At 71.1% G+C, this 19,024-nt stretch carries 15 protein-coding genes, 1 tRNA gene and 1 pseudogene; 7 read left to right on the top strand and 10 right to left on the bottom strand.

Features of this window, described 5'->3' with window-relative positions; all coding sequences use genetic code 11:
• Positions 1–61: 61 nt before the first annotated feature.
• Positions 62–1,366 (bottom strand): Na+/H+ antiporter NhaA, encoded by a 1,305-nt coding sequence (nhaA, locus tag BKA14_RS16360; RefSeq protein WP_184951796.1) that lies wholly within the window; start codon positions 1,364–1,366, stop codon positions 62–64.
• Positions 1,367–1,618: 252 nt separating this feature from the next.
• Here nhaA and BKA14_RS16355 point away from each other — a divergent pair, with 252 nt between their 5' ends.
• On the top strand, positions 1,619–2,905 hold the full coding sequence (locus BKA14_RS16355; RefSeq protein WP_184951795.1) for a cation:proton antiporter: 1,287 nt from the start codon (positions 1,619–1,621) through the stop codon (positions 2,903–2,905).
• A gap of 66 nt (positions 2,906–2,971) precedes the next feature.
• Here BKA14_RS16355 and BKA14_RS16350 read toward each other — a convergent pair whose 3' ends face one another.
• Positions 2,972–4,381, bottom strand: a complete 1,410-nt coding sequence (locus tag BKA14_RS16350; protein WP_184951794.1) for an NADP-dependent succinic semialdehyde dehydrogenase — start codon at positions 4,379–4,381, stop codon at positions 2,972–2,974.
• A gap of 358 nt (positions 4,382–4,739) precedes the next feature.
• Between BKA14_RS16350 and BKA14_RS16345 the strand changes: the two genes are divergently transcribed.
• Together BKA14_RS16345 and BKA14_RS45570 are read left to right on the top strand one after the other, a co-directional pair.
• A complete protein-coding gene (locus tag BKA14_RS16345; protein ID WP_239093760.1) occupies positions 4,740–6,086 on the top strand; it encodes a cellulase family glycosylhydrolase in 1,347 nt (448 codons plus the stop codon).
• A gap of 1,557 nt (positions 6,087–7,643) precedes the next feature.
• Positions 7,644–7,886 (top strand): annotated as a pseudogene (locus BKA14_RS45570) (helix-turn-helix domain-containing protein); the annotation flags it as partial.
• Here BKA14_RS45570 and BKA14_RS16335 read toward each other — a convergent pair.
• Positions 7,880–7,958: transfer RNA gene (locus tag BKA14_RS16335), tRNA-OTHER, on the bottom strand. The pseudogene BKA14_RS45570 and the gene BKA14_RS16335 overlap by 7 nt on opposite strands.
• A gap of 6 nt (positions 7,959–7,964) precedes the next feature.
• On the opposite strand from BKA14_RS16335, the gene BKA14_RS16330 reads away from it, so the two are divergent.
• A complete protein-coding gene (locus BKA14_RS16330) occupies positions 7,965–8,489 on the top strand; it encodes an MmyB family transcriptional regulator (RefSeq protein WP_184951792.1) in 525 nt (174 codons plus the stop codon).
• Between the two features lie 38 nt (positions 8,490–8,527).
• On the top strand, positions 8,528–9,268 hold the full coding sequence (locus BKA14_RS16325; protein WP_184951791.1) for an SDR family oxidoreductase: 741 nt from the start codon (positions 8,528–8,530) through the stop codon (positions 9,266–9,268).
• Positions 9,269–9,284: 16 nt separating this feature from the next.
• On the opposite strand, the gene BKA14_RS16320 is transcribed toward BKA14_RS16325, so the two are convergent.
• From BKA14_RS16320 to BKA14_RS16305, 4 genes are all read right to left on the bottom strand, one after another.
• Complete coding sequence (locus BKA14_RS16320; protein ID WP_184951790.1) at positions 9,285–10,991, bottom strand: pyridoxamine 5'-phosphate oxidase family protein; 1,707 nt, start codon at positions 10,989–10,991, stop codon at positions 9,285–9,287.
• 101 nt (positions 10,992–11,092) lie between these two features.
• The gene (locus BKA14_RS16315; RefSeq protein WP_239093762.1) at positions 11,093–11,683 is read right to left on the bottom strand and encodes a class F sortase; all 591 of its coding nucleotides are present in this window, start codon (positions 11,681–11,683) and stop codon (positions 11,093–11,095) included.
• Positions 11,684–11,703: 20 nt separating this feature from the next.
• On the bottom strand, positions 11,704–12,588 hold the full coding sequence (locus BKA14_RS16310; protein WP_184951788.1) for a GVDTG sorting domain-containing protein: 885 nt from the start codon (positions 12,586–12,588) through the stop codon (positions 11,704–11,706).
• A 19-nt stretch (positions 12,589–12,607) separates the two neighbouring features.
• Positions 12,608–14,110 (bottom strand): protein kinase domain-containing protein, encoded by a 1,503-nt coding sequence (locus BKA14_RS16305; RefSeq protein WP_184951787.1) that lies wholly within the window; start codon positions 14,108–14,110, stop codon positions 12,608–12,610.
• 170 nt (positions 14,111–14,280) lie between these two features.
• Here BKA14_RS16305 and BKA14_RS16300 point away from each other — a divergent pair, with 170 nt between their 5' ends.
• Entirely contained in the window at positions 14,281–14,991 is a 711-nt protein-coding gene (locus tag BKA14_RS16300) for an alpha/beta fold hydrolase (protein ID WP_184951786.1), read from the top strand.
• Between the two features lie 47 nt (positions 14,992–15,038).
• Here the strand turns inward: BKA14_RS16300 and BKA14_RS16295 are convergent, their stop codons facing one another.
• From BKA14_RS16295 to BKA14_RS16285, 3 genes are all read right to left on the bottom strand, one after another.
• Positions 15,039–16,256 carry a pectate lyase gene (locus tag BKA14_RS16295; RefSeq protein ID WP_184951785.1) on the bottom strand — a complete coding sequence of 406 codons (1,218 nt, stop codon included), beginning with the start codon at positions 16,254–16,256 and terminating at the stop codon, positions 15,039–15,041.
• Positions 16,257–16,392: 136 nt separating this feature from the next.
• Positions 16,393–17,211: a PRC and DUF2382 domain-containing protein gene (locus BKA14_RS16290; protein WP_184951784.1), complete on the bottom strand. Its 819-nt coding sequence runs from the start codon at positions 17,209–17,211 to the stop codon at positions 16,393–16,395.
• Between the two features lie 25 nt (positions 17,212–17,236).
• A complete protein-coding gene (locus BKA14_RS16285; protein ID WP_184951783.1) occupies positions 17,237–17,878 on the bottom strand; it encodes a hypothetical protein in 642 nt (213 codons plus the stop codon).
• A 330-nt stretch (positions 17,879–18,208) separates the two neighbouring features.
• Here BKA14_RS16285 and BKA14_RS16280 point away from each other — a divergent pair, with 330 nt between their 5' ends.
• Positions 18,209–18,982 carry a DUF2382 domain-containing protein gene (locus BKA14_RS16280; RefSeq protein ID WP_184951782.1) on the top strand — a complete coding sequence of 258 codons (774 nt, stop codon included), beginning with the start codon at positions 18,209–18,211 and terminating at the stop codon, positions 18,980–18,982.
• The last annotated feature ends 42 nt before the right edge of the window (positions 18,983–19,024 follow it).

Genomic DNA, 19,024 nt, shown 5'->3' with positions numbered 1-19,024 from the left:
CCCCACTTCGCCGTTCCCGCGCACGTCTGGGCGCACGAGAAGCGAAGTCGGGTGAGCGGAATCAGTGCTGGTAGACGTCGGGAATGTTGTCGTTGTCGCGGTCGACTTGCTCGGCCGCATGCAGCTGCCGGTAGGTGCGGTTGCGCATGCGCAGGACGACCGTGGCCAGCAGGGCGGCGGCCAGCGAGCCGAGGAGCACGGCGACCTTGACGTGGTCGTCGCTCTCGCTGCCGGTGCCGAAGGCGAGTTCACCGATGAGCAGCGAGACGGTGAATCCGATACCGCCGAGCATGGCCAGACCGGTGACGTCGACCCAGGTCAGGCCGGTGTCGATCCGGGCGCGGGTGAAGCGGGCCGTCAGCCAGGTGGCCAGCACGATGCCGATGGGCTTGCCGACGATCAGGCCGGCCATGATGCCCAGCGCGATCGGGTCGGTGAGCGCCGAACGCAGCCCGTCGAGCCCGCCGACCGTCACTCCGGCCGCGAAGAAAGCGAAGATCGGGACGGCGATCCCCGCGGACAGCGGGCGGAAGCGGTGCTCGAAGTGCTCGGCCAGGCCGTGGCCTTCGGCGCCGTCGCGGCGCAGGACGGGCACGGCGAAGCCGAGCAGCACCCCGGCGACGGTGGCGTGCACCCCGGAAGCGTGCACCAGAGCCCAGGCCGTGAAGGCCAGGGGCAGCAGCAGCCACCACGACCGCACGCGTCGCTGCACCAGCACGGTGAACAGGCCCAGGGGCGCGAGCGCGGCCAGCAGCGGAATGATCGACAGCTGCGCGGTGTAGAAAACCGCGATGATCAGAATGGCCAGCAGGTCGTCGACCACGGCCAGGGTCAGCAGGAAGGTCCGCAGCGCCGAGGGCAGGAACCGGCCGACGACGGCCAGCACGGCCAGGGCGAAGGCGATATCGGTGGCGGTGGGGATCGCCCAGCCCTTCAGCGCGCCGCCGAGGTTAAGCACGACGTAGCAGAGGGCCGGCACGACGACGCCGCCGACAGCCGCGGCGACCGGGACGGCCGCCCGCCGCGGGTCCCGCAGGTCACCCGCGACGAACTCACGTTTGAGTTCCAGCCCGGCGACGAAGAAGAAGATGGCCAGCAGGCCGTCAGCGGCCCACGTGCCCAGGGACAGGTCGAGGTGCAGCGCGGCCGGGCCGACCTCGTACGCCACCAGGGCGTCGTAGCGGCCGGACCACGGCGAGTTGGCCCAGACCAGGGCGATCACCGTGCCCAGCAGCAACAGGGCGCCGCCGATGGTCTCCTTGCGCAAGACGTCAGCGACGCGGCGGGCCTCGGCCCACGATCCACGGCTGAACAGACGAGGTGCTTGAGTCACGGGACGGCTCCGGTTCCGGGGTCGGGTCAGCATCTGCCGACCAGACTTCCCGGCGCACCACGTCCCACCTTACCGGCCGGACCGGAGTTTCGCTGTGGTCCCGACCTCGGGCCGGTCCGAGAATGAGCTCGCCGTGGTTTAGCCGGGTGAGTGCGGCGGTAAACGTCACGCCAGATGTGCCGGGGAATCTGGTCGGCGCTTCACCCCCTGCCTGCGACCCGGAGCTGCCGTGCCCCCCTCTCGTTCCGCTTCAGCCCGTCCCCCGGCTCGTGCGGAGGCCTGACCGTGCAGACAGGTGATGTGGTTTTCGCGGTCATCGGGTTCGGCGCGCTGCTCGCGGGCATCCTGCCGCGCCTGCTGGAACGCCGGCCGCTGTCCATGCCCATCGCTTTCCTCGGGCTGGGCATGCTGGTCTTCGGCCTGCCGATCGGCCTGCCCGAGGCCGACCCGCTGGCGCACCCCAAGGTGACCGAGCACCTGACGGAACTCGGCGTGATCGTTGCTCTGATGGGGGCCGGTCTGAAGATCGACCGCCCGCTCAGCCTGCGGGGCTGGTCGTCCACCTGGCGGCTGCTGGCGGTGGCCATGCCGGTGACGATCGCCGGGGTCGCCCTGCTGGGCTGGTGGTGGGCCGGGCTGGTCCCGGCGGCGGCGCTGCTGCTGGGCGCCGCGCTGGCCCCGACCGACCCGGTGCTGGCGGCGGACGTGCAGGTCGGTGAGCCGACCGAAAGGGAGGACTCCGAGGACGAGGTCCGGTTCGCGCTGACCTCGGAGGCCGGGCTCAACGACGGACTGGCGTTCCCGTTCGTGTACGCCGCCATCGCCATGGCCGGAACCACCGGCCTGGGCTGGGTGGGGGAGTGGGCCTGGCAGGACCTGATCTACAAGATTGCGGCTGGTGTCGTCGGCGGCATCCTCGTCGGTAAGGTCCTGGGCTGGCTGTTCTTCCGGCCTCAGGCCGAGGCTCTGCGCCTGGCCCGGCACTCCGAGGGTTTCCTGGCCCTGGCCGCCACTTTCCTGGCCTACGGGGTGGTCGAGGTGGCCGGCGGGTACGGGTTCCTGGCCGTCTTCGTCGCCGCCCGCGCCATCCGCGCGGCCGAACGGTCCCACGACTACCACCAGGTGCTGCACGATTTCGCCGAGCAGACCGAACGACTGCTGACCGTCCTGTTGCTCCTGCTGTTCGGGGGCGCTCTCGTCGGCGGCCTGCTCGGCCCGCTCACCTGGCCGGCCGCGCTGGCCGGGCTGTGCCTCATCTTCGTGATCCGGCCGTTGTCCGGCTTCCTGTCCTTGCGCGGCGCGCCCGGGCACACGGCGGAGCACTGGGTCATCGCCTCGTTCGGCATCCGCGGCATCGGATCCTTCTACTACCTGTCCTATGCCCTCACCCATGCCGCCTTCCCGGGGGCCGACCTGATCTGGGCCACGATCGGTTTCGTGGTCGTGGTCTCGGTGGTGATTCACGGCATCGCGGTCACTCCCGTCATGCAACTGCTGGACCGAGCCAATGAGCGCACGGGGCAGGGCGGCGGACCGCCGGAGACCGAGGTCCCCAGCAGCTCGACGCGATGACGGGCGGCACCGGAACGGTCGTGCCGCCCGCGTCCGTGATCGGGCCCGTACGTGGAAACGGCTCTTCTACTCGGTGGCCGAGTCGATGTCGGCGCCGCCGCTGTCGCCGATCCAGACGGTTTTCTGGTTGCAGAACTCCCTGATCCCCGCGGCGGACAGTTCCCGCCCGTAGCCCGAGTTCTTCACGCCGCCGAACGGCAGCTGCGGGTACGAGGTGACCATCCCGTTGATGAACACCGCGCCCGCGTCGAGCTCGGTGACCAGGCGCTGCTGCTCGTCGGGGTCGTCGGTCCAGGCGTTGGCGCCCAGCCCGTACGAGGTCGCGTTGGCCAGTTCGATCGCCTCGTCGATCGACGCCGCCCGGTAGACGCCGGCGACCGGGCCGAAGACCTCCTCGGCGTACATGCGCATGTCGGGGGTGAGGTCGGTGACCACGGTCGGCGGGTACCACCAGCCGTCGCCCTCGGGTGCCGTGCCGCCGCAGCGTACGGTGGCGCCCTTGGCCACGGCGTCGGCCACCTGGGCCTCGACGTCCTCGCGCCCCTGCTCGGTGGCCAGCGGCCCCACGTCGGTGCCGTCGGCCATCGGGTCGCCCACGGTCAGCGCCGACATGTGCGCCACGAAGGTGTCGACGAACTGGTCGTAGACGTCGGTGTGCACGATGAACCGCTTGGCCGCGATGCACGACTGGCCGTTGTTCTGGCAGCGTGAGGTGGTCGCGACCTGCGCAGCCCGGTCCAGGTCGGCCGTCGGCAGCACCACGTACGGGTCACTGCCGCCCAGCTCGAGCACGGTCTTCTTCAGTTCCCGGCCGGCGATCGCGGCGATCGACCGGCCCGCGCCTTCGCTGCCGGTGAGCGTCGCCGCCCGTACGCGGGAATCGGAAAGGATCTTCTCGACGGCGTCCGAGCCGACCAGCAGCGTCTGGAACGCCCCGGCCGGAAAACCCGCCCGGCCGAACAGTTCGCCCAGGTAGAGCGCGGTCTGCGGGACGTTGGAGGCGTGCTTGAGCAGGCCGGTGTTGCCCGCCATCAGCGCCGGCGCGGCGAACCGCATGGCCTGCCACAGCGGAAAGTTCCACGGCATCACCGCCAGCACCGGCCCCAGCGGCTGGAAACGTGCGTACGCCCGGGCCGCGCCCACCTCGGACGCCTCGACCGGCTCGTCGGCCAGGAAGCGCTCGGCGTTGTCGGCGTAGAACCGGCAGGCGTTGGCGCATTTGACCACTTCGGCCTTGGCCGCCGCGAACGTCTTGCCCATCTCCTGGGTCATCAGCGCGCCCACGTCGTCCTGCTCCGCCTCGAGCAGGTCGGCGGCCGCCCGCATCCACGCCGCGCGCTGCGCGTACGAGGTCTTGCGGAGCGCCCGGAAGCCGGCTTCGGACCGGCCGATCGCCTCGTCGATCTGCTGCTCGGTCAGCGCCTCGAACGTCTTGAGCACCTCGCCGGTGACCGGGTTGGTCGTCGCGATCGCCATCATCGTCTCCTTCGGTTGCCTCCCTGCCGCGCTACCCGCCCCGGCCTGCGTTAATCACCGCCGGCCCGGGGTAGTCGGATCGGTCGGCCGGGACGGCACGGGAGGGAGCGCACCCGGATGAAACAGGCCGCCCCGCAGGCCCTGGTCGTCGCCGACTGACGTAGTTGGCACACGCCCGTCGTTGCTGCACGCCGCCGGCGGAACTTACCGTCATCGATAGACGCACACTCGATGATGCGAAGGCCTGGTCCGTATGCGCGAATGTCGTGCTCGTGCCCTCGTCCTGGCGGTTTTCCTTCTCTGTACGGTGCTTCCGGCCGCCCCCGCGCGCGCCGACGCGCCCACGCTCGCCAGCCGGATGACCGCCGTCCTGAACGCGAAAACGGTGAACTACTACCCGGCCAACGCGGGCTGGACGAACATGTGGACCGCCTTCGACCCCGTACGGATCAACACCGACCTGGCCAAGGCGGCCGCGCTCGGCGCCGACACCGTACGGGTCATCGTCTTCCCGCAGACGTTCGGCTACCCGACACCGTCGGCGACCTACACCGCGCGGCTGGCCCAGTTCATCGGCCTGGCCGACACCAACGGGCTGGACGTCAAGCTGACCCTGTTCGACTGGTGGTCCAACTACACCGACATCGACAACAGCGTCATCTGGGCGCTGAGCGTTCTCCACCCGTACGTGGACGACCCCCGGGTGATCACCGTCGAGCTGAAGAACGAGATCTCGCCCGGCGACGCCACCGCGATGGCCTGGGCCCGTCAGCTGATCCCGGCGATCCGGGCCACCCTGCCGGCCATGCCGCTCACCCTGACCGTCGACGGAACCAGCGGCGCCCCCGGCCTGACCAGTCTGAAGTCGCAGCTCGCCACCACCCCGCCGGACTACTACGACTTCCACTTCTACGGGCCGTCCGAACGGTCCCTGGCCGAGATCCGCCGCGCCCAGGCCGCCGTCGCGCCGGCCCCGCTGGTGATCGGCGAGACCGGCCTCAGCACCGTGTCCACCAGCGAAGGCGAACAGGGCGCCTACCTGGCCCGCGTCTACCGGGCGGCCCAGGTCGCGGGCATCGGCTCGGTGGCCCCGTGGACCTTCAACGACTTCGCCGCCGGCGCCATCCCCGCCAACTCGTCAGTCTCCACCCAACCCGCGCAATACAAGTACGGCCTGCACCGCACCGACGGCACCGCGAAGTTCGCCGCCACCGTGGTCAACGGCGCCTGGACCAGCGCGACCACACCCAACAGCATCCTCAACCTGGGCTTCGAGGCCCCCACGGCCAACTCCCCGTGGCGGCAATACCTGCCCCAGGCCGGCGCCGCCGCGATCACCACCGACCTGCCACGCACCGGCCTCCAATCGGCCCGGTTCACCGGCACCACCCGCACCGGCAGCGGGCTGCCCTCCCTGCTCACCTCACCCATCACGCCGGTCCAAGCCGGACAGTCATGGCACGCCGAAGCCTTCGCCCGCGGCGCCGCCGCCACCGGCATCACCGAGCTGGCGCTGAGCTGGTTCGACATCAACGGCGCGTGGATCAGTCAGCACACCTCCAACCGCCTGCCCACCGGCACCACCACCTGGACCCTGCTCACCGTGGACGCGGTCGCCCCAGCCGGGGCCGCCGGCGTCCAACTGCACCTGAAGTCCGGCGACAACACGGGAACCGTCTGGTTCGACGATGTCGCCCTGACCTGACTTTGATGCCGCCGGAACGCCCCCTGCCGGCCGCGCTGCTTCTCGCCGCCGAGGACACCGCCCGCCTGCGCGGCCGCTGCCGTGCCGAGCGGCAGGCTGACCGGCGCCTTGCGGCGGTGATTCCCGCACGAGCCGTCGTGCCGTCCGGGGTTCCGGCACCGGGTTCGGTTCTCGCGCTGGGGGCTCGCGGGGCCGGGCTCACCGGGCGCGGCCGTTCTGGTCGGCTTGAGCACCTCCCGCGCCGGCCAACGGCCGCCGACCGCCCGCGGCCTGCATCCGCTCCCCGGCACCTGGCCTGCCTCCCGGCCTGTGCTCCGGCTCTCGCGCGCGGCCTGCATCCCCTCCCCGGCACCTGGCCTGCCTCCCGGCCCGCGCCTCGGCTCTCGCCCTCGGCCCGCGGCCCCGACCGGCCCCCGGACTCGCGGTGCTCGGCCTTCGATGCCCGCTTTTGACAAACGGAAAAGCGAACCCATCAGTTCGGCTGATCAGCCCCAGCGGCGTTGACCGTGAGCAAACCGGAAACCGCGGAGCGGCCTTTATCGCCACGGTTCAAGCTTGACCACCGCATGATGAGTTGCCGCTGGCGCAAGTCATCATGCGGCCGTGAGTGGTCACCGTTACCAGCGTCTTGGCGTAACCAAAGTAACTTCGATGACTCGCCCAGAGGAAGGAGGCCACCTCGGGTGACCATGGACAACCCGTGGGCGCATGAAAGTCGCCACGGGTGACCAAATTTAGATCCTCGTGGTGACTCTCGGGCGCCCAGTGGGTTTCCTGGGTGAGGCTTCAGCGGCTCACATCCGCTTGGTGGTTTCATTGATTACTTTGGTTGCGGTGACCATTCGCGGCCGTTCTTAGCCTGCGGCTAGCTGCAACTCATCACTCTGTGGTCGAGCTTAAATCGTGGCAATAGAGGGCCGCTCCGCGGGATCGATTTGGGTACGAGTCAAAGTCCGGGGCGGAACAAATTAGGACGAGCCGAGTAGATCTGCTTTGCGAAACCAGCATCGAAGGCCAGCGACGAAAAGGCATCAGTGCGGGCGCCGTAAAGCGAGGGGCGAGGGGTGGGCGGCGAGAAGCAAGCAGCGCGACGCGGGCAGCGGGAAGCAGCAGTGGGTGGCCGGTGGCGAGAGGTGGATGGCAGGCGGCGAGAGGTAGGCGGCGGGCGGCACGAGGTAACGGCGCTCGGCAGGCGGCGGGCGGCGCGAGGTGGCAGCGGGCGGTAGACGGCGTGCGGCAGGCGGGCGAGAGGCGCCGGCTCCCTGCTCACTCAGGGCGCACCCGGGCGACGCTCAGGGGCGGGTCCGACCCCGCTTCGGAAGTCTCCCCACGCCGGCGTTTGCCTTCGTCCGGACCCCGAGCCGCGTCGGGGCCGGCGCCCCGGCACACCGGCACCGTCGGTCTCGACGAGTTGCAGGACACCCTGGCGCTGCGGTCCTGGTCGACCCCGCGCCGCTGGAACGGGCGGTAGCCAGGGTCTGCGTTACCTAGGCTGAACGCGGCCTTCATATCCCGGTTCTCTCCGGCGATGCTGGTTTCACGCCGGAGAGAGGGGAGGTGGACGTGGACGACAAGGCGCTCGGCGAGTTCCTGCGGCACCGGCGGGAACGGTTGCGGCCGGAGGACGTGGGGCTCCCCGCGGGTGGCCGGCGGCGCACCCCGGGGCTGCGCCGGGAGGAAGTGGCCGGCTTGGCCGCGCTGTCGCCGGATTATTACTCCCGGCTGGAGCAGGGCCGGGTGCGCACCCCGTCCGCGGCGGCGCTGGCTGGTTTGGCCCGGGCCATCCGGCTCAGTGGCGACGAACAGGATTACCTGTTCCGCCTGGCCGGGCAGCAGCCGCCGGAGCCGCGCTCACCGCTGGGCCACGTCGACCCGGCCATGTTGTATCTGCTGGACGCGCTCGGGTCCACGCCGGCTCAGGTGACCGATGACCTGCTGACGATCGTCGCGCAGAACCGGGCGGCGGAGAACCTGTTCGGGGTCTGGACCGGTCTGCCCGGTTTCGAGGCGAACGTGACGTGGCGCTGGTTCGCCGATCCGGCTTCGCGGGACGCCAACGACCCGGGCGAGCACGAACGGATCGGCCGGGCCTACGCGGCCGACTTGCGGGCCGGGGTGGCTCAGCGTCCGGCGGGCGACCGGTTCGCGCACGGGCTGGTGGCCGACCTGCTCGAGCGCAGCGCCGAATTCGCCGGCCTGTGGGCGCAGCAACTGGTCGCGCCGCTGACCTCGGCACCCAAGCTCATCCGGCATCCGCTGGTGGGCGTGCTCGACCTGCAATGCGATGTCGTGCTCAGCCCGGCCAGCGGGCATCGGCTGGTGATTTTCCGGCCCCGGCCCGGGTCGGACGCGCACGAGCAGATCGCCTTCCTCGGCGTGCTCGGCAATCAGAAGTTCGCCTGAAGCTTTCCCCTACCCGCAATCTCCCCTGAAGGGCCATCATGAACGTCGTCTTCATTCCCGGTGCGACCTCCGGCATCGGCCTCGGACTGGCCCTGCGCCTGCACGCGGAGGGCAAAACCGTCGTCGTGGGCGGCCGCCGCACGGAGCTGCTCGAGCGGATCGCCGCTGAACACCCCGGTATCGGCACGGTCACCATCGACATCACCGACCCGGCGTCGATCACCGCGGCCCGCGACGACCTCGCCACCCGTTTTCCGGGCCTGGACACCCTGATCACCATGGCCGGGATCATGGAGCCCGAGGATCTGCGCGACCCGGCGTCGCTGGAGGTCGCCGAGCGTACGGTCGAGGTCAACCTGCTCGGACCGATCCGCCTGATCACCGCGTTCCTGCCCGGCCTGCTCACCCAGCCGGCCGCGACGGTCATGACGGTCAGTTCCGGTCTGGCGTACGTGCCGCTGCCCGCCACGCCGACCTACAACGCCACCAAGGCCGCCGTCCACTCGTACACCGAAAGCCTGCGCGTCCAACTGACCGGCAGCAACGTCCGGGTGATCGAACTCGTGCCGCCGGCCACCCGCACCACGCTGATGGGTCAGCAGAACTCCGAGGTGGCGATGCCGCTGGACGACTTCCTGGACGAGGTGATGAGCCTGTTGCGGGCCGACCCGAAGGCCGAGCAGATCCTCGTCGAACGCGTGAAGTGGCAGCGCAACGCCGTGGCCGAGGGCCGCTACTCCGACGTCCTCACCGTCCTCAGTGGCCGCTACCGATCCTGAGACGCCGCGCAGCGATTCAGTAGTCGAAGCTCTCCGACCGTACGGGCTCGTCTTCCACCCATCCCAGCACGTCGTCTCTCAACTGGGGGCAGGCGCACACGTGGAAACGGCGCCGGCCCTGGACGCCCGCGTTCAGCACGTCGGTCTTGGTGATTCTGCGGGTGTGCGCCGCGACTCCCGGCAGGACGGCAGGTGCCGGGCCGGTGACGAACAGGGTGGTCACCGCGGCCAGCCCGTCGATCCGTTCCAGGACGTCGGCCGCCAGGGGCAGGTCGGCTGCGCGCAACGTCCACAGGAGCCGCAGGTCGCGTCCGGATCGCAGGAGGTCCGGCGCTTGCGCCATCAGGGGGGTGATCCCGACACCGGCGGCCACCACGACGATGGCGGAGCCGGCCGGCGTGTCGGCGTACCGGGCGCCGCCACCGAATCCGAGGACCGTGACGTCCAGGGTGGACAGTGGGGTCCACCGGGCCAGCAGGCCCGTGGCCGGTCCGTTCCTGCGTACGGTGATGTCGAAGGCGACGCCGTCGAGGGTGTGCGGGCCGAGGGGCGGCGGGCTGGAGATGGTGAAGGTCCGGACGTAGTCGTCGTTGAGCGACCGTGGATCGTGATCGCGCATGTGCGACCAGCCCCGATCGAGCCGGGCGGAGAAGTCCAGAGTGACGTGCTGGCCGGCCCGCCACGGCTCGAGCCGGTGGGCCGGGTCGGGGCTGAGCCGGAAGGTGTAGCGCGTGATCGTGGGCGTGACCGGATGCTTGTGCAGCAGCCGGGCGACGGCCTTGCCACCCGCCGCCACGAGGGGCGCCGACTCCCGGGCCAGTCTGCGCACCGGCGGGTTGTACGGGGAAGGATCGAGCAGGCGGCCCCGGAACGGCAGCCCGTCCGTCACGAAGCGGGCCGCCTCCACGGTGACCCGGACGGCGATCTTGCTGTGCGGCAGCACCGCCGCCGCGCCGGCACCGATCAGAACCTCCGCGCGGCCCGTGAGATACAGGACGTCGCCGGTCTCGAAGTCGGGGAAGGTCATGCCCACGGCCGGGTCGGTCCGCAGATTGCCCAGCGTCTGATAGAGCCGGTTCCCGGAGTACTCCGGGTAGATCAGGGTGACCCCCTCGTCGTCCGAGTTGCTGCGGACCCGCACGAAGCCCGGCGCGCCGCCACGGTTGTTGGTGTCCATGCTCTCGGTGCCGTGGCGGCTGGAGAGGAAGAAGATGTCGGCCCGGGCGATGAGGTCCACCGCCTCAGGCGGCAACGGAAGCGCGTCACTGACCAGCTGCGGGGAGGCTTCGTGCGGCCGTACGGCTTTCCGGTTGAGATATTTGGGGCAGTTGCCGAGCGTCTCGTCGACGGTCACCGCGATCTGCGTGGCCTGGACCGCGCTTTGCCGCACCCGCCCGGCGATCTTCACCCGCGTCCGCTGTTCCAGGTCGATGGCCAGACCCGCGACCAGTTTCTCCGGCCGCCCGTCGTCGGTCCGCAGGGCTTCCAGCACGGGGTCGAACCCGGGCCGGGCCAAGGCGGGGGAGTGCACACCCAGCGTCTGCGGTGCGACGGGCCTGGTCACCCCGGGCGCACCGCCGAGCACCGTGGTCCAGATCCGGTCGTGCCGGTCGACGGTGCCGAGGGCGAGCAGCGGGGTTTCCGCCATCCAGAGCGCGTACGCCATGGGCAGGCCCCGGATCGTCGGATTTTCCTCGTACGGCACCCGGAGCAGGCGGTGCATCGCCTCTTCACCCGGATGCCAGCGGCCTGAAGGATCGTGCATGTCGCTGCCTCCGCGGTCGTGGCCTGAGGCTTCGTAGACTAGTGCGGCGACCTTGCGGGTTACGCGGTGCCGCGGAGTTCGGCGTAGACCACGATGTTGTCGATGTAGTGGCCGCTGCCCCGGTCGAAGTCGCCGCCGCAGGTGATCAGGCGGAGGCCGGCATGGTCGATGGCGCCGTAGACCGCGTCGGCCGGGAACCGGCTCTTGGCGTACCGGTCGACCCGGGTGACGGCGAAGACGGCGGTGACCCCGTCCTGCCGGGTGACTTTCACCTGATCACCGGTCTTGAGCGTGGAGAGCCGGGCGAACGTGCCGTCGGTGCCGCGATAGTTGACGTGGCCGGCCAGAACGGCGGGGCCGAGCGAGCCGGGGGTGGGGGCCTTGGTGTACCAGCCGACCGTGTGCGCGTCGGACGGCACCTGCATGGTGCCGTCCGGGTTCTGCCCGAGACCGGTGACGGCCTCGTCGACGCCGAGGGCGGGAATCTGTACGCGGGAAGGAGCCGACGTCGGCAGCAGCGTGCCCCGGGTGAGCGCGCCGGGGGCCGCGGACGGCGCCGCCGCCGGTGAGGATGTCAGTGGTGGTTCGGCGGCCGGCTGGTCGTGGCGGCCGGCGGCGATCGCGGCCGTCCCGGCGATCGTCAGCGCCACGGCGAGGACCCGGGCCCATCTCATCGCTGCGCGCGGGGCAGGACGTACGAGCGGCGGCGGGTGACCACGACGACGGCGAGGGCCGCGAGCAGGGCCAGCCCGCCAATGCCGTACCAGATCGCGGCCCGGTCCCGGGTGCTGCCGTCGCCGGTGGCCACGCCGCCGACCGGCACCGAGCCCACGGCCGCGCCGGAGACCATGCCGCAGGTGGCCGGGTCGGTGGCCTCCTCGGGGATGCCGCTGAGCCCGGCCGACGTGGCCAGGGTGGATTCGCCGAGCCCGGCCAGGTCGTACTTGCCGTTGCGGTTGGCGTCGACGCCGTGCTGCACGATGTGCAGGTCCTTGAGGTGCTCGACGGTGCCCGGCGGCAGCTCGGCCGAGGTGAATGTCCGGTCGTACTGCAGATTGCCCCGGGCGTCGGCGGTGGGCATCCGGTCGACCGCGAGGCCGCTCGCCTTGGACGCGTCGCCCTTGGTGGTCAGCGAGACGAAGATGTCGCCGTAGGACGGCATGCCCTCCTCGGTGCTGACGTAGCCGTTGCCGTCGGTGTCGGCCGACATGGCGGGGCAGTGGAAGTCCATGCCGTTGGTCGAGCCGTGCAGGTGCTGGGCGTGCGGCGAGTTCGGCACCAGGCCGGTCGAGCGGATGCTGATCCGCAGGTCGCCGCGGCCCGTGGTGGTCAGGGTGGCGTCGCCGGCGGCGCCGGTGTTGTTGAGCTCGAGCAGCTTGACGTGCACGCTCTCGGCGGCGGGCGCGGCGAGGGCGGCGGGCGCGGCGAGGGCGGCGGGCGCGGCGAGGGCGGCGGGCGCGGCGAGGGCGGCGGGCGCGGCGAGGGCAGCGGTCGGGGTGGTCAGCAGCAGCGCGGCCACGACGGGCACGGCGTACAGGGTCCGGCGCAGTCTCATGCGGGTTCCTTTCCAGGGGTCAGCGGGCCGAGGCGAAGAGATTCACCAGCTGCTTCTGTACGGGCTGGGCCCGCGCCCAGTCCGCGCCGGCGGTGGTCCAGCGCAGCAGGTAGGACTGGTCGTTCGAGGTCGCGATGAGGATCCGGCGTTCGTGCAGCCGGGTGTCGGAGTCGGGCTGCCACGTGTACTCCCAATCGGCCCCGCCCCGCTTGAGCAGCAGGACGCCCATGCTGATCCGCTGGTAACCGGGCAGGCCGCCGTCGGCTTCGCGGGCCTGCCAGTAGGCGAGGGGTTGCCGGGTCCGTACGGGGGACTGGGTCACCTTGAAGGCCCGCAGCCCCGCGGCATCGCCGAAACAGACCTCGTTGCCGCTGGTCGAACGCTGCCACCCGGCGGGCACGGCGAGCGCGAACCCGGCCGGGTCGCGCGACCAGATCCAGCCCCGCGGAAGCCCGGCCGGCACGTGGGTCGTCGCCGCGGTGACGACCCGCCGGTCGGCGTCCAGACCGCACAGGTCACCGGCCCGGGGAGTGGGGGCAGCGGCTGCCGTCTGCACGGCCTCGGGCCGGGGTGGCTCGGCTCGCTGCGACGACCGGGCGGCGTAGGCGCCACCCCCGGTGACCAGCAACGCCAGCGACAGGCCGGCCACCGCGGCCGCCCGCGGACGGCGGCGCCGCGGGGTGACGGTGGCGATGCCGCGGGCGACCGGCGTGAACGCGATGCCGGCCGGGCGGGCCTCACCGGCCACCGTTTCCAGCCACGCCGCGGTCCGCTCCGCGTCCGGCCGGTGGTCCGGGTCCTTGTCCAGCAGGGCCAGCAACAGGTCGGTCAGCGGCCCGGCCCGGCGGGGCGGGCCGGGGGCGTCGTTGAGCAGCGCCTGCAGGGCCGCCTGGACGTCGTCGCGGATGAACGGCGGCTGCCCCTCCACCGCGGTCCACAGGGTGGCGCCGAGCGACCACAGGTCGGCCGGCGTGCCCGTCTCCTGGCCCCGCAGCTGCTCCGGGGCCACGTAGTGAGGTGAGCCCAGCAGCGGGTCGGGCGCGCCCGACTCGCGGTCGCCCATGACGGCCAGGCCGAAGTCGGTGAGCACGATCCGGCCGTCCGCCGCGAGCAAAACGTTGCCCGGTTTGACGTCGCGGTGCAGGACCCCGGCGGCGTGCGCGCTGCGCAGGGCGGAGAGCACCCGGAGGCCGAGCCGCGCGGTCTGTCTCGGTGACAGCGGCCCGTCGTCCTTGATCACCTCCTGCAGCGAGCGGGACGCGACGTACTCCATCACCAGCCACGACCGGTCCTGCTGCCAGACCACGTCGTAGACGCTGATCACGCCGGGGTGGTCGAGCCGGGCGGCCGCCCGCGCCTCGCGCATGGTCTGCGTGGCCAGCAGCGCGGTGGACGGGACGGTGATCTCCTTGACCGCCACCACCCGCTGCAGGAGCTCGTCCTGCGCCCGCCAGACCCGGCCCATCCCGCCCGAGCCGATCAGCTCGAGCAGCCGGTACCGGCCGCCCACCAGCTCGTTCATCGCCCACCCCGATCCCGTCGCACGAGAGAGATTCGGAACGGCCGGTGGTGCGGATGGGTCGCGAGGGGCAAAAAATCTTCCGATCGGCGACGTGATCCCGCGCGCTGGACTGTGTGGTGAGAACAGCTTGTCTACTCGGCATGCCGACGACTGCCGACCCGAGGATTGTGATGACTGTCGTTTTTGTGCACGGTGTCCCGGAGACGCCGGCGGTGTGGCGCAGCCTCCGATGCCACCTGCCCGTGGACAGCGTCGCCCTGCGGCTGCCGGGTTTCGGCTCGGTGTGGCCGCTGAGCATGACGGACAAGGACGCGTACGCCGGCTGGCTGGCGAGCCGGCTGCGGGAGTTCACGGAACCGGTCGACCTCGTCGGCCACGACTGGGGCGGACACCTGGCCATGCGTCTGGTCTCGGCCTGCCCCGAGGTTCCCGTGCGGAGCTGGGTCTCCGACGTGGCGTACGGCTGGCACCCGGACCATCTGTGGCACGGCGCCTCGCGGTGGCAGAAGCAGGTCGTTGTTCCCGGCACGTTCGGCCGGTTGCTCGCGCCGCGTGGCGTGCCGGCCGACGTGGGTGCGGAGATCGACGCCGCGCACGACGAGGCGATGAGCCGGGCCGTCCTGGCCCTGTGCCGTTCCGCCCGGCCTAACCTGTACGAGGACTGGGGCGCAGCCGTCACCGCACCGGTCGCGGCACCCGGGCTGGTGCTGGTGCCGACCGGTGACCTGCCGCCCGGCGCCTGGGCCCGGAACGAGGACGTGGCTCGTCGCTTCGGAGCCCGGGTGGAGCGGCTGGACGGCCTGTCCCACTACTGGATGCTGGACGACCCGCCCCGAGCAGCCCAGGTCCTGCAGAGGTTCTGGGCCGACCCGCGGCCGTGACGCGTCACGGGAGGGACGCTCAACGCCCCTCCCGTGACCGGACTGCTCTAGCGGTACGTGATGTCGCTCTGACTGACCTTGCAGTTGGCGTCGTTCCAGCCGGCCCCGAGGTACTTGGGCTCGCTGCCCTTGGCGACGCCCTGGTACTTGCCGCACACGGTGGCGCTCGAGGCGTTGCTCAGGGTGACCCGGGTGATGGTGGCCGTGTCGCCCCAGTTGGAGTTGATGCCGGCGACCATGTCGATGTCGTTCAGCAGCACGTTGTCGATGCGGACGTGGCGGGTGTACGAGTTCGTGCAGTTGCCGCAGCCGCGGTACAGCTTGCCGGAGCCGCTCAGGTAGAAGCCGGAGATGCTCACGGTGCCGTTGCCGTTGTGCTGGAACGTCTTGTCGCTGCCGTTGCGGGCGCCGCCGCCGATGACGTAGCTGGTGCCGCCGCCGGTGCCCTTGAAGGTGGCGGCGTCCTCACCGATGTCGTTCCACCACACGTTGCGGATGGTGCAGGTGCCTTCGCAGTGCACGCCGTCGCCGGCCGGGGAGCCGAGGATGACGTTCTGCAGCGTGCCCCCGTTGGCGATCTTGAACATCGGGTCCTGGGACTCGCTCTGCGAGCCGTCGCCGATGCAGCAGTACGTCTTCATGCCGCCGTCGAAGGTGCCGGAGACGTTGACCGTGCCCGAGATGCTGACCGAGCCGGCCGAGGACGGCCACGCACCGGTCGGCGTGCTGGTCGCCGGGGGCGGCGTCGTGGGACCGCCGGTCGTGGGCGGCGTCGTGGGCGCCGTGGTCGGGGTCGAGCCGCCGCCGTTGTACGTCTCGAACTCGGCGATCCGGGGCGCGCCGGACGCGCCGGTGATGTCGAGGGTCAGCTTCTTCAGCGACGTCGACGCGAACGTGATCGTGCCCGGGTTGCCGCTGCCGCTGGTCAGCACGGCCCCGCTGTCGCCGTTGAGCAGCCGCCAGGCGCTGATCGAGCCGGCGCCCGAGGCGTGCCGGATGACGGCCGAGGAGACCGTCGTGGCGCTGCCCCACTTGACCGAGACGTAACCGGTCGAGCCGGCGGGCGACCAGTACGTGCCGGTGTTGCCGTCCTTGACGTTGCCGTAGCTGGTGCCGCCGGCCTTGCTGGAGCCGTCGGCGCCGCCGTTGAGGCTCAGGTTGTCGGCCGCGAGGGCCTGGGCGGCCGGCAGCGTCATCATGATCGCGGCGGCGGTGACCGCGGTGGCGGCCCCGGCCGACCATCGCAGGGCGACTGATCGTTTCATCCGTGTCTCGCTTCCATCATCGGGAGTCCGTCCGCGCCGCCCTCCCCACGACAGGAAAGCGCTTACCTCCGGGACGATAGGCACCCATCGATATCAAGACAAGGAGTTGCAGGATTTGCATTTCGCGTGGCCGGCATCAGCGGGACCGCTGCTCGTCGCCCGGGCCGGTCTCGAGCTCGACCTGCTCGTGGCGCACCTCGCCGGTCACGGTCTCCGACCCCGTGACGGTTCGCTTGCCCAGGCGCACCCGCTCCACCGGCACGGCCTCGGTGGTGACGACGGGTCGTTCCGCCCACAACGTCATCGCCGGGCCGTCATCGTCGCCGCGGTCGTCGTTGTGCTCGACCGGCCGGGGAGAAGCGTCGGCGGTGTCCGGGGCGGGCTCCTGCTCCAGCCGGACTTCCTCCCGGGTGACCGGCACAGTCACCTGCTGTTCCTCGGTGACGGTGTATTTGCGCAGCCGGGCCCGGCCCGTAGGCTCGGTGCGGGTGTGCGGGACGAGCCGTTCCTCCGAGCGGATCATCGCGTCGTCCTGCTTCTCCGAGCGGATCTGCATGTCGTCTTGCTTCTCCGGGCGGGTCTGCGCGTCGCCGGAGTGGCCGGTTCCGGCGGCTTCGTCACGGTCCGCGCGGCCGTCACGGTCCGGTCCGGCTTCGTAGTAGCGGTACAGGTCGTCCTCGTCCTGCGGGCTGAGGTCCCGATCGTGATCGAGGCGCGGGGCGTGCTGGACCCGGTCCTTGCTGAAGGGCACGTCGAGCCGGCCACCGTCGAGAGTGGCGTCGCGGACAGGGACGAAGGACTCCTTCCGGCCGAACAGTCCGGTGCGGACGGCCACCCAGGCCGGGTCGCCGGTGCCGTTGTCGAGATACACCTGGCCGGCCGAGCCGATCTTGTCGCCGTCGGTGCTGTAGACGTCGGTGCCGTACACGTCGCGCACGGACTCGCGGTCGATCATCGGGTTCTCCTCGGTGCGGTGGCGGTCAGCGTCCGAGCCCGGCCGCGTCGACCCGGCGGTGGTAGCGCATGCCGGCGAGCCCACCGGCCACGGCTCCGGCCAGGGCGGCGACCAGGGCGATCACACCGGCGACGATGCTGCCGGTCGTGACGTCGTCGCCGCCGATCGGCAGGCGGGGGAAGCCGCCCACCCGATCGAGCACGTCGTACTTGTCGCCGAGCGCGGCGCCGGCGACGGCCACGGCCACGGCGATGACGACGGCCCAGATCCACACGGCGATGCCCTGCTTGACGCCGCTGAACCGGGCCATGCGCCCGGCGACGTACCCGCCGCAGAAGTAGGCGACGAGGATCACCGCCAGCAGCGTGAGACCGCCGGCAAGCCCGATGGTCCGCGCGTCGCCGGCGTCGGCGCCGGTGGCGATGCCCACTGTGGCGCCGGCCGCCACGAGCAGGGCGGTGAGAATGACGGCGGTGCCGGTGGCGGTCAGCCAGCCGAAGAACGCCGAACCCCACTTGAAGCCGCCGTATCGGTCCTTCTCGCGGGCCACGACCTCGCGCCGGTCGTTCGCGGCGACGGTGGCGCCGCTGCGCTGAACCGGAGCCGGGGTGCCTGCGGCGGAGGCGCCCGGGGCCTTGGGGTGCTCTCGGTCAAAGGAGGTGCTCATCAGAAACTCCGGCTCCGTCGGAAATCGACTCTGGTCAGTCGCGTAACCGGCGAATGCCCCCGGGCCGGGGCGGCAAACGACTGATCCGGGTGGCGAATGTTTGGCCCCCGAGGGTCAACCGGACCGGGTGATCCGCTGTTTCAACCACCGGCGGCCGGGCATCGCTGAGGCCAGCGGGAACAGTTCTCGTTGCCCGCTGTGGCCAGTAGCGGCGGCGATCCGGCCATTCGGCGGAATGCGTCCACGATCCATTCCCGAGCGTCTTCACTGTCCATTTCGATCAACCCTTCGGCGCCGGTTGAAACGGGGCCACCCCCACGGAAGGAAATTATGATCACGCGAGACGACATTCAGCGTATTCACGGCTCCGACGTCTACTCCACCGGCGGCGAGAAGATCGGATCCGCCGGACAGGTGTATCTCGACACCGAGAGCGGCAACCCGGAGTGGGTGTCGGTCAAGACGGGCCTGTTCGGCCTCAAGGAGTCCTTCGTGCCGCTGGAGGGCGCGTCCGTCAGCGGTGACCGCATCGAGGTGCGCTACGACAAGGAGCAGGTGAAGGACGCCCCACGGATCGACGTGGACGGCGACCTGAGCCCGGCCCAGGAGGAGGAGCTGTACCACTACTACGGGGTGTCCACCGCGGGCCACGGGGTCACCGGCCGCGACCAGCGCCGTGACGAGTCGGACGACCGGGGCGACACGTCCGGCCCGGACACCGACGACGCGATGACCCGCTCCGAGGAACGCCTGGTCGCCGGCACCCGTACGGAGCAGGCCGGCAAGGCTCGGCTGCGCAAGTACGTCGTCACCGAACAGCAGCAGGTCGATGTGCCTGTCGCCCACGAGGAGGCGACCCTGACCCGGGAGCCGATCACCGACGCCAACGTCGGCCGGGCGACCGACGGTCCCCGCATCTCCGAGGAGGAGCACGAGGTCACGCTGCACGCCGAGCGGCCCGTGGTGGAGACCGAGACCGTGCCGGTCGAGCGGGTGCGGCTCGACAAGCAGACCGTCCGCGACCAGCAGACCGTCAGCGGTGAGGTGCGCAAGGAGGAGATCGACCTCGAAGGCGCCGACGGTGCCGAGCGTCGCGGCCGCTGACGGGTGAGAAACGGCCTGACGTTCCTTCGGACGGGGCGTCAG

The sequence above is a fragment of the Paractinoplanes abujensis genome (assembly GCF_014204895.1).
Taxonomy (GTDB): domain Bacteria; phylum Actinomycetota; class Actinomycetes; order Mycobacteriales; family Micromonosporaceae; genus Actinoplanes; species Actinoplanes abujensis.
This window is presented reverse-complemented; position numbering and strand designations above follow the sequence as displayed.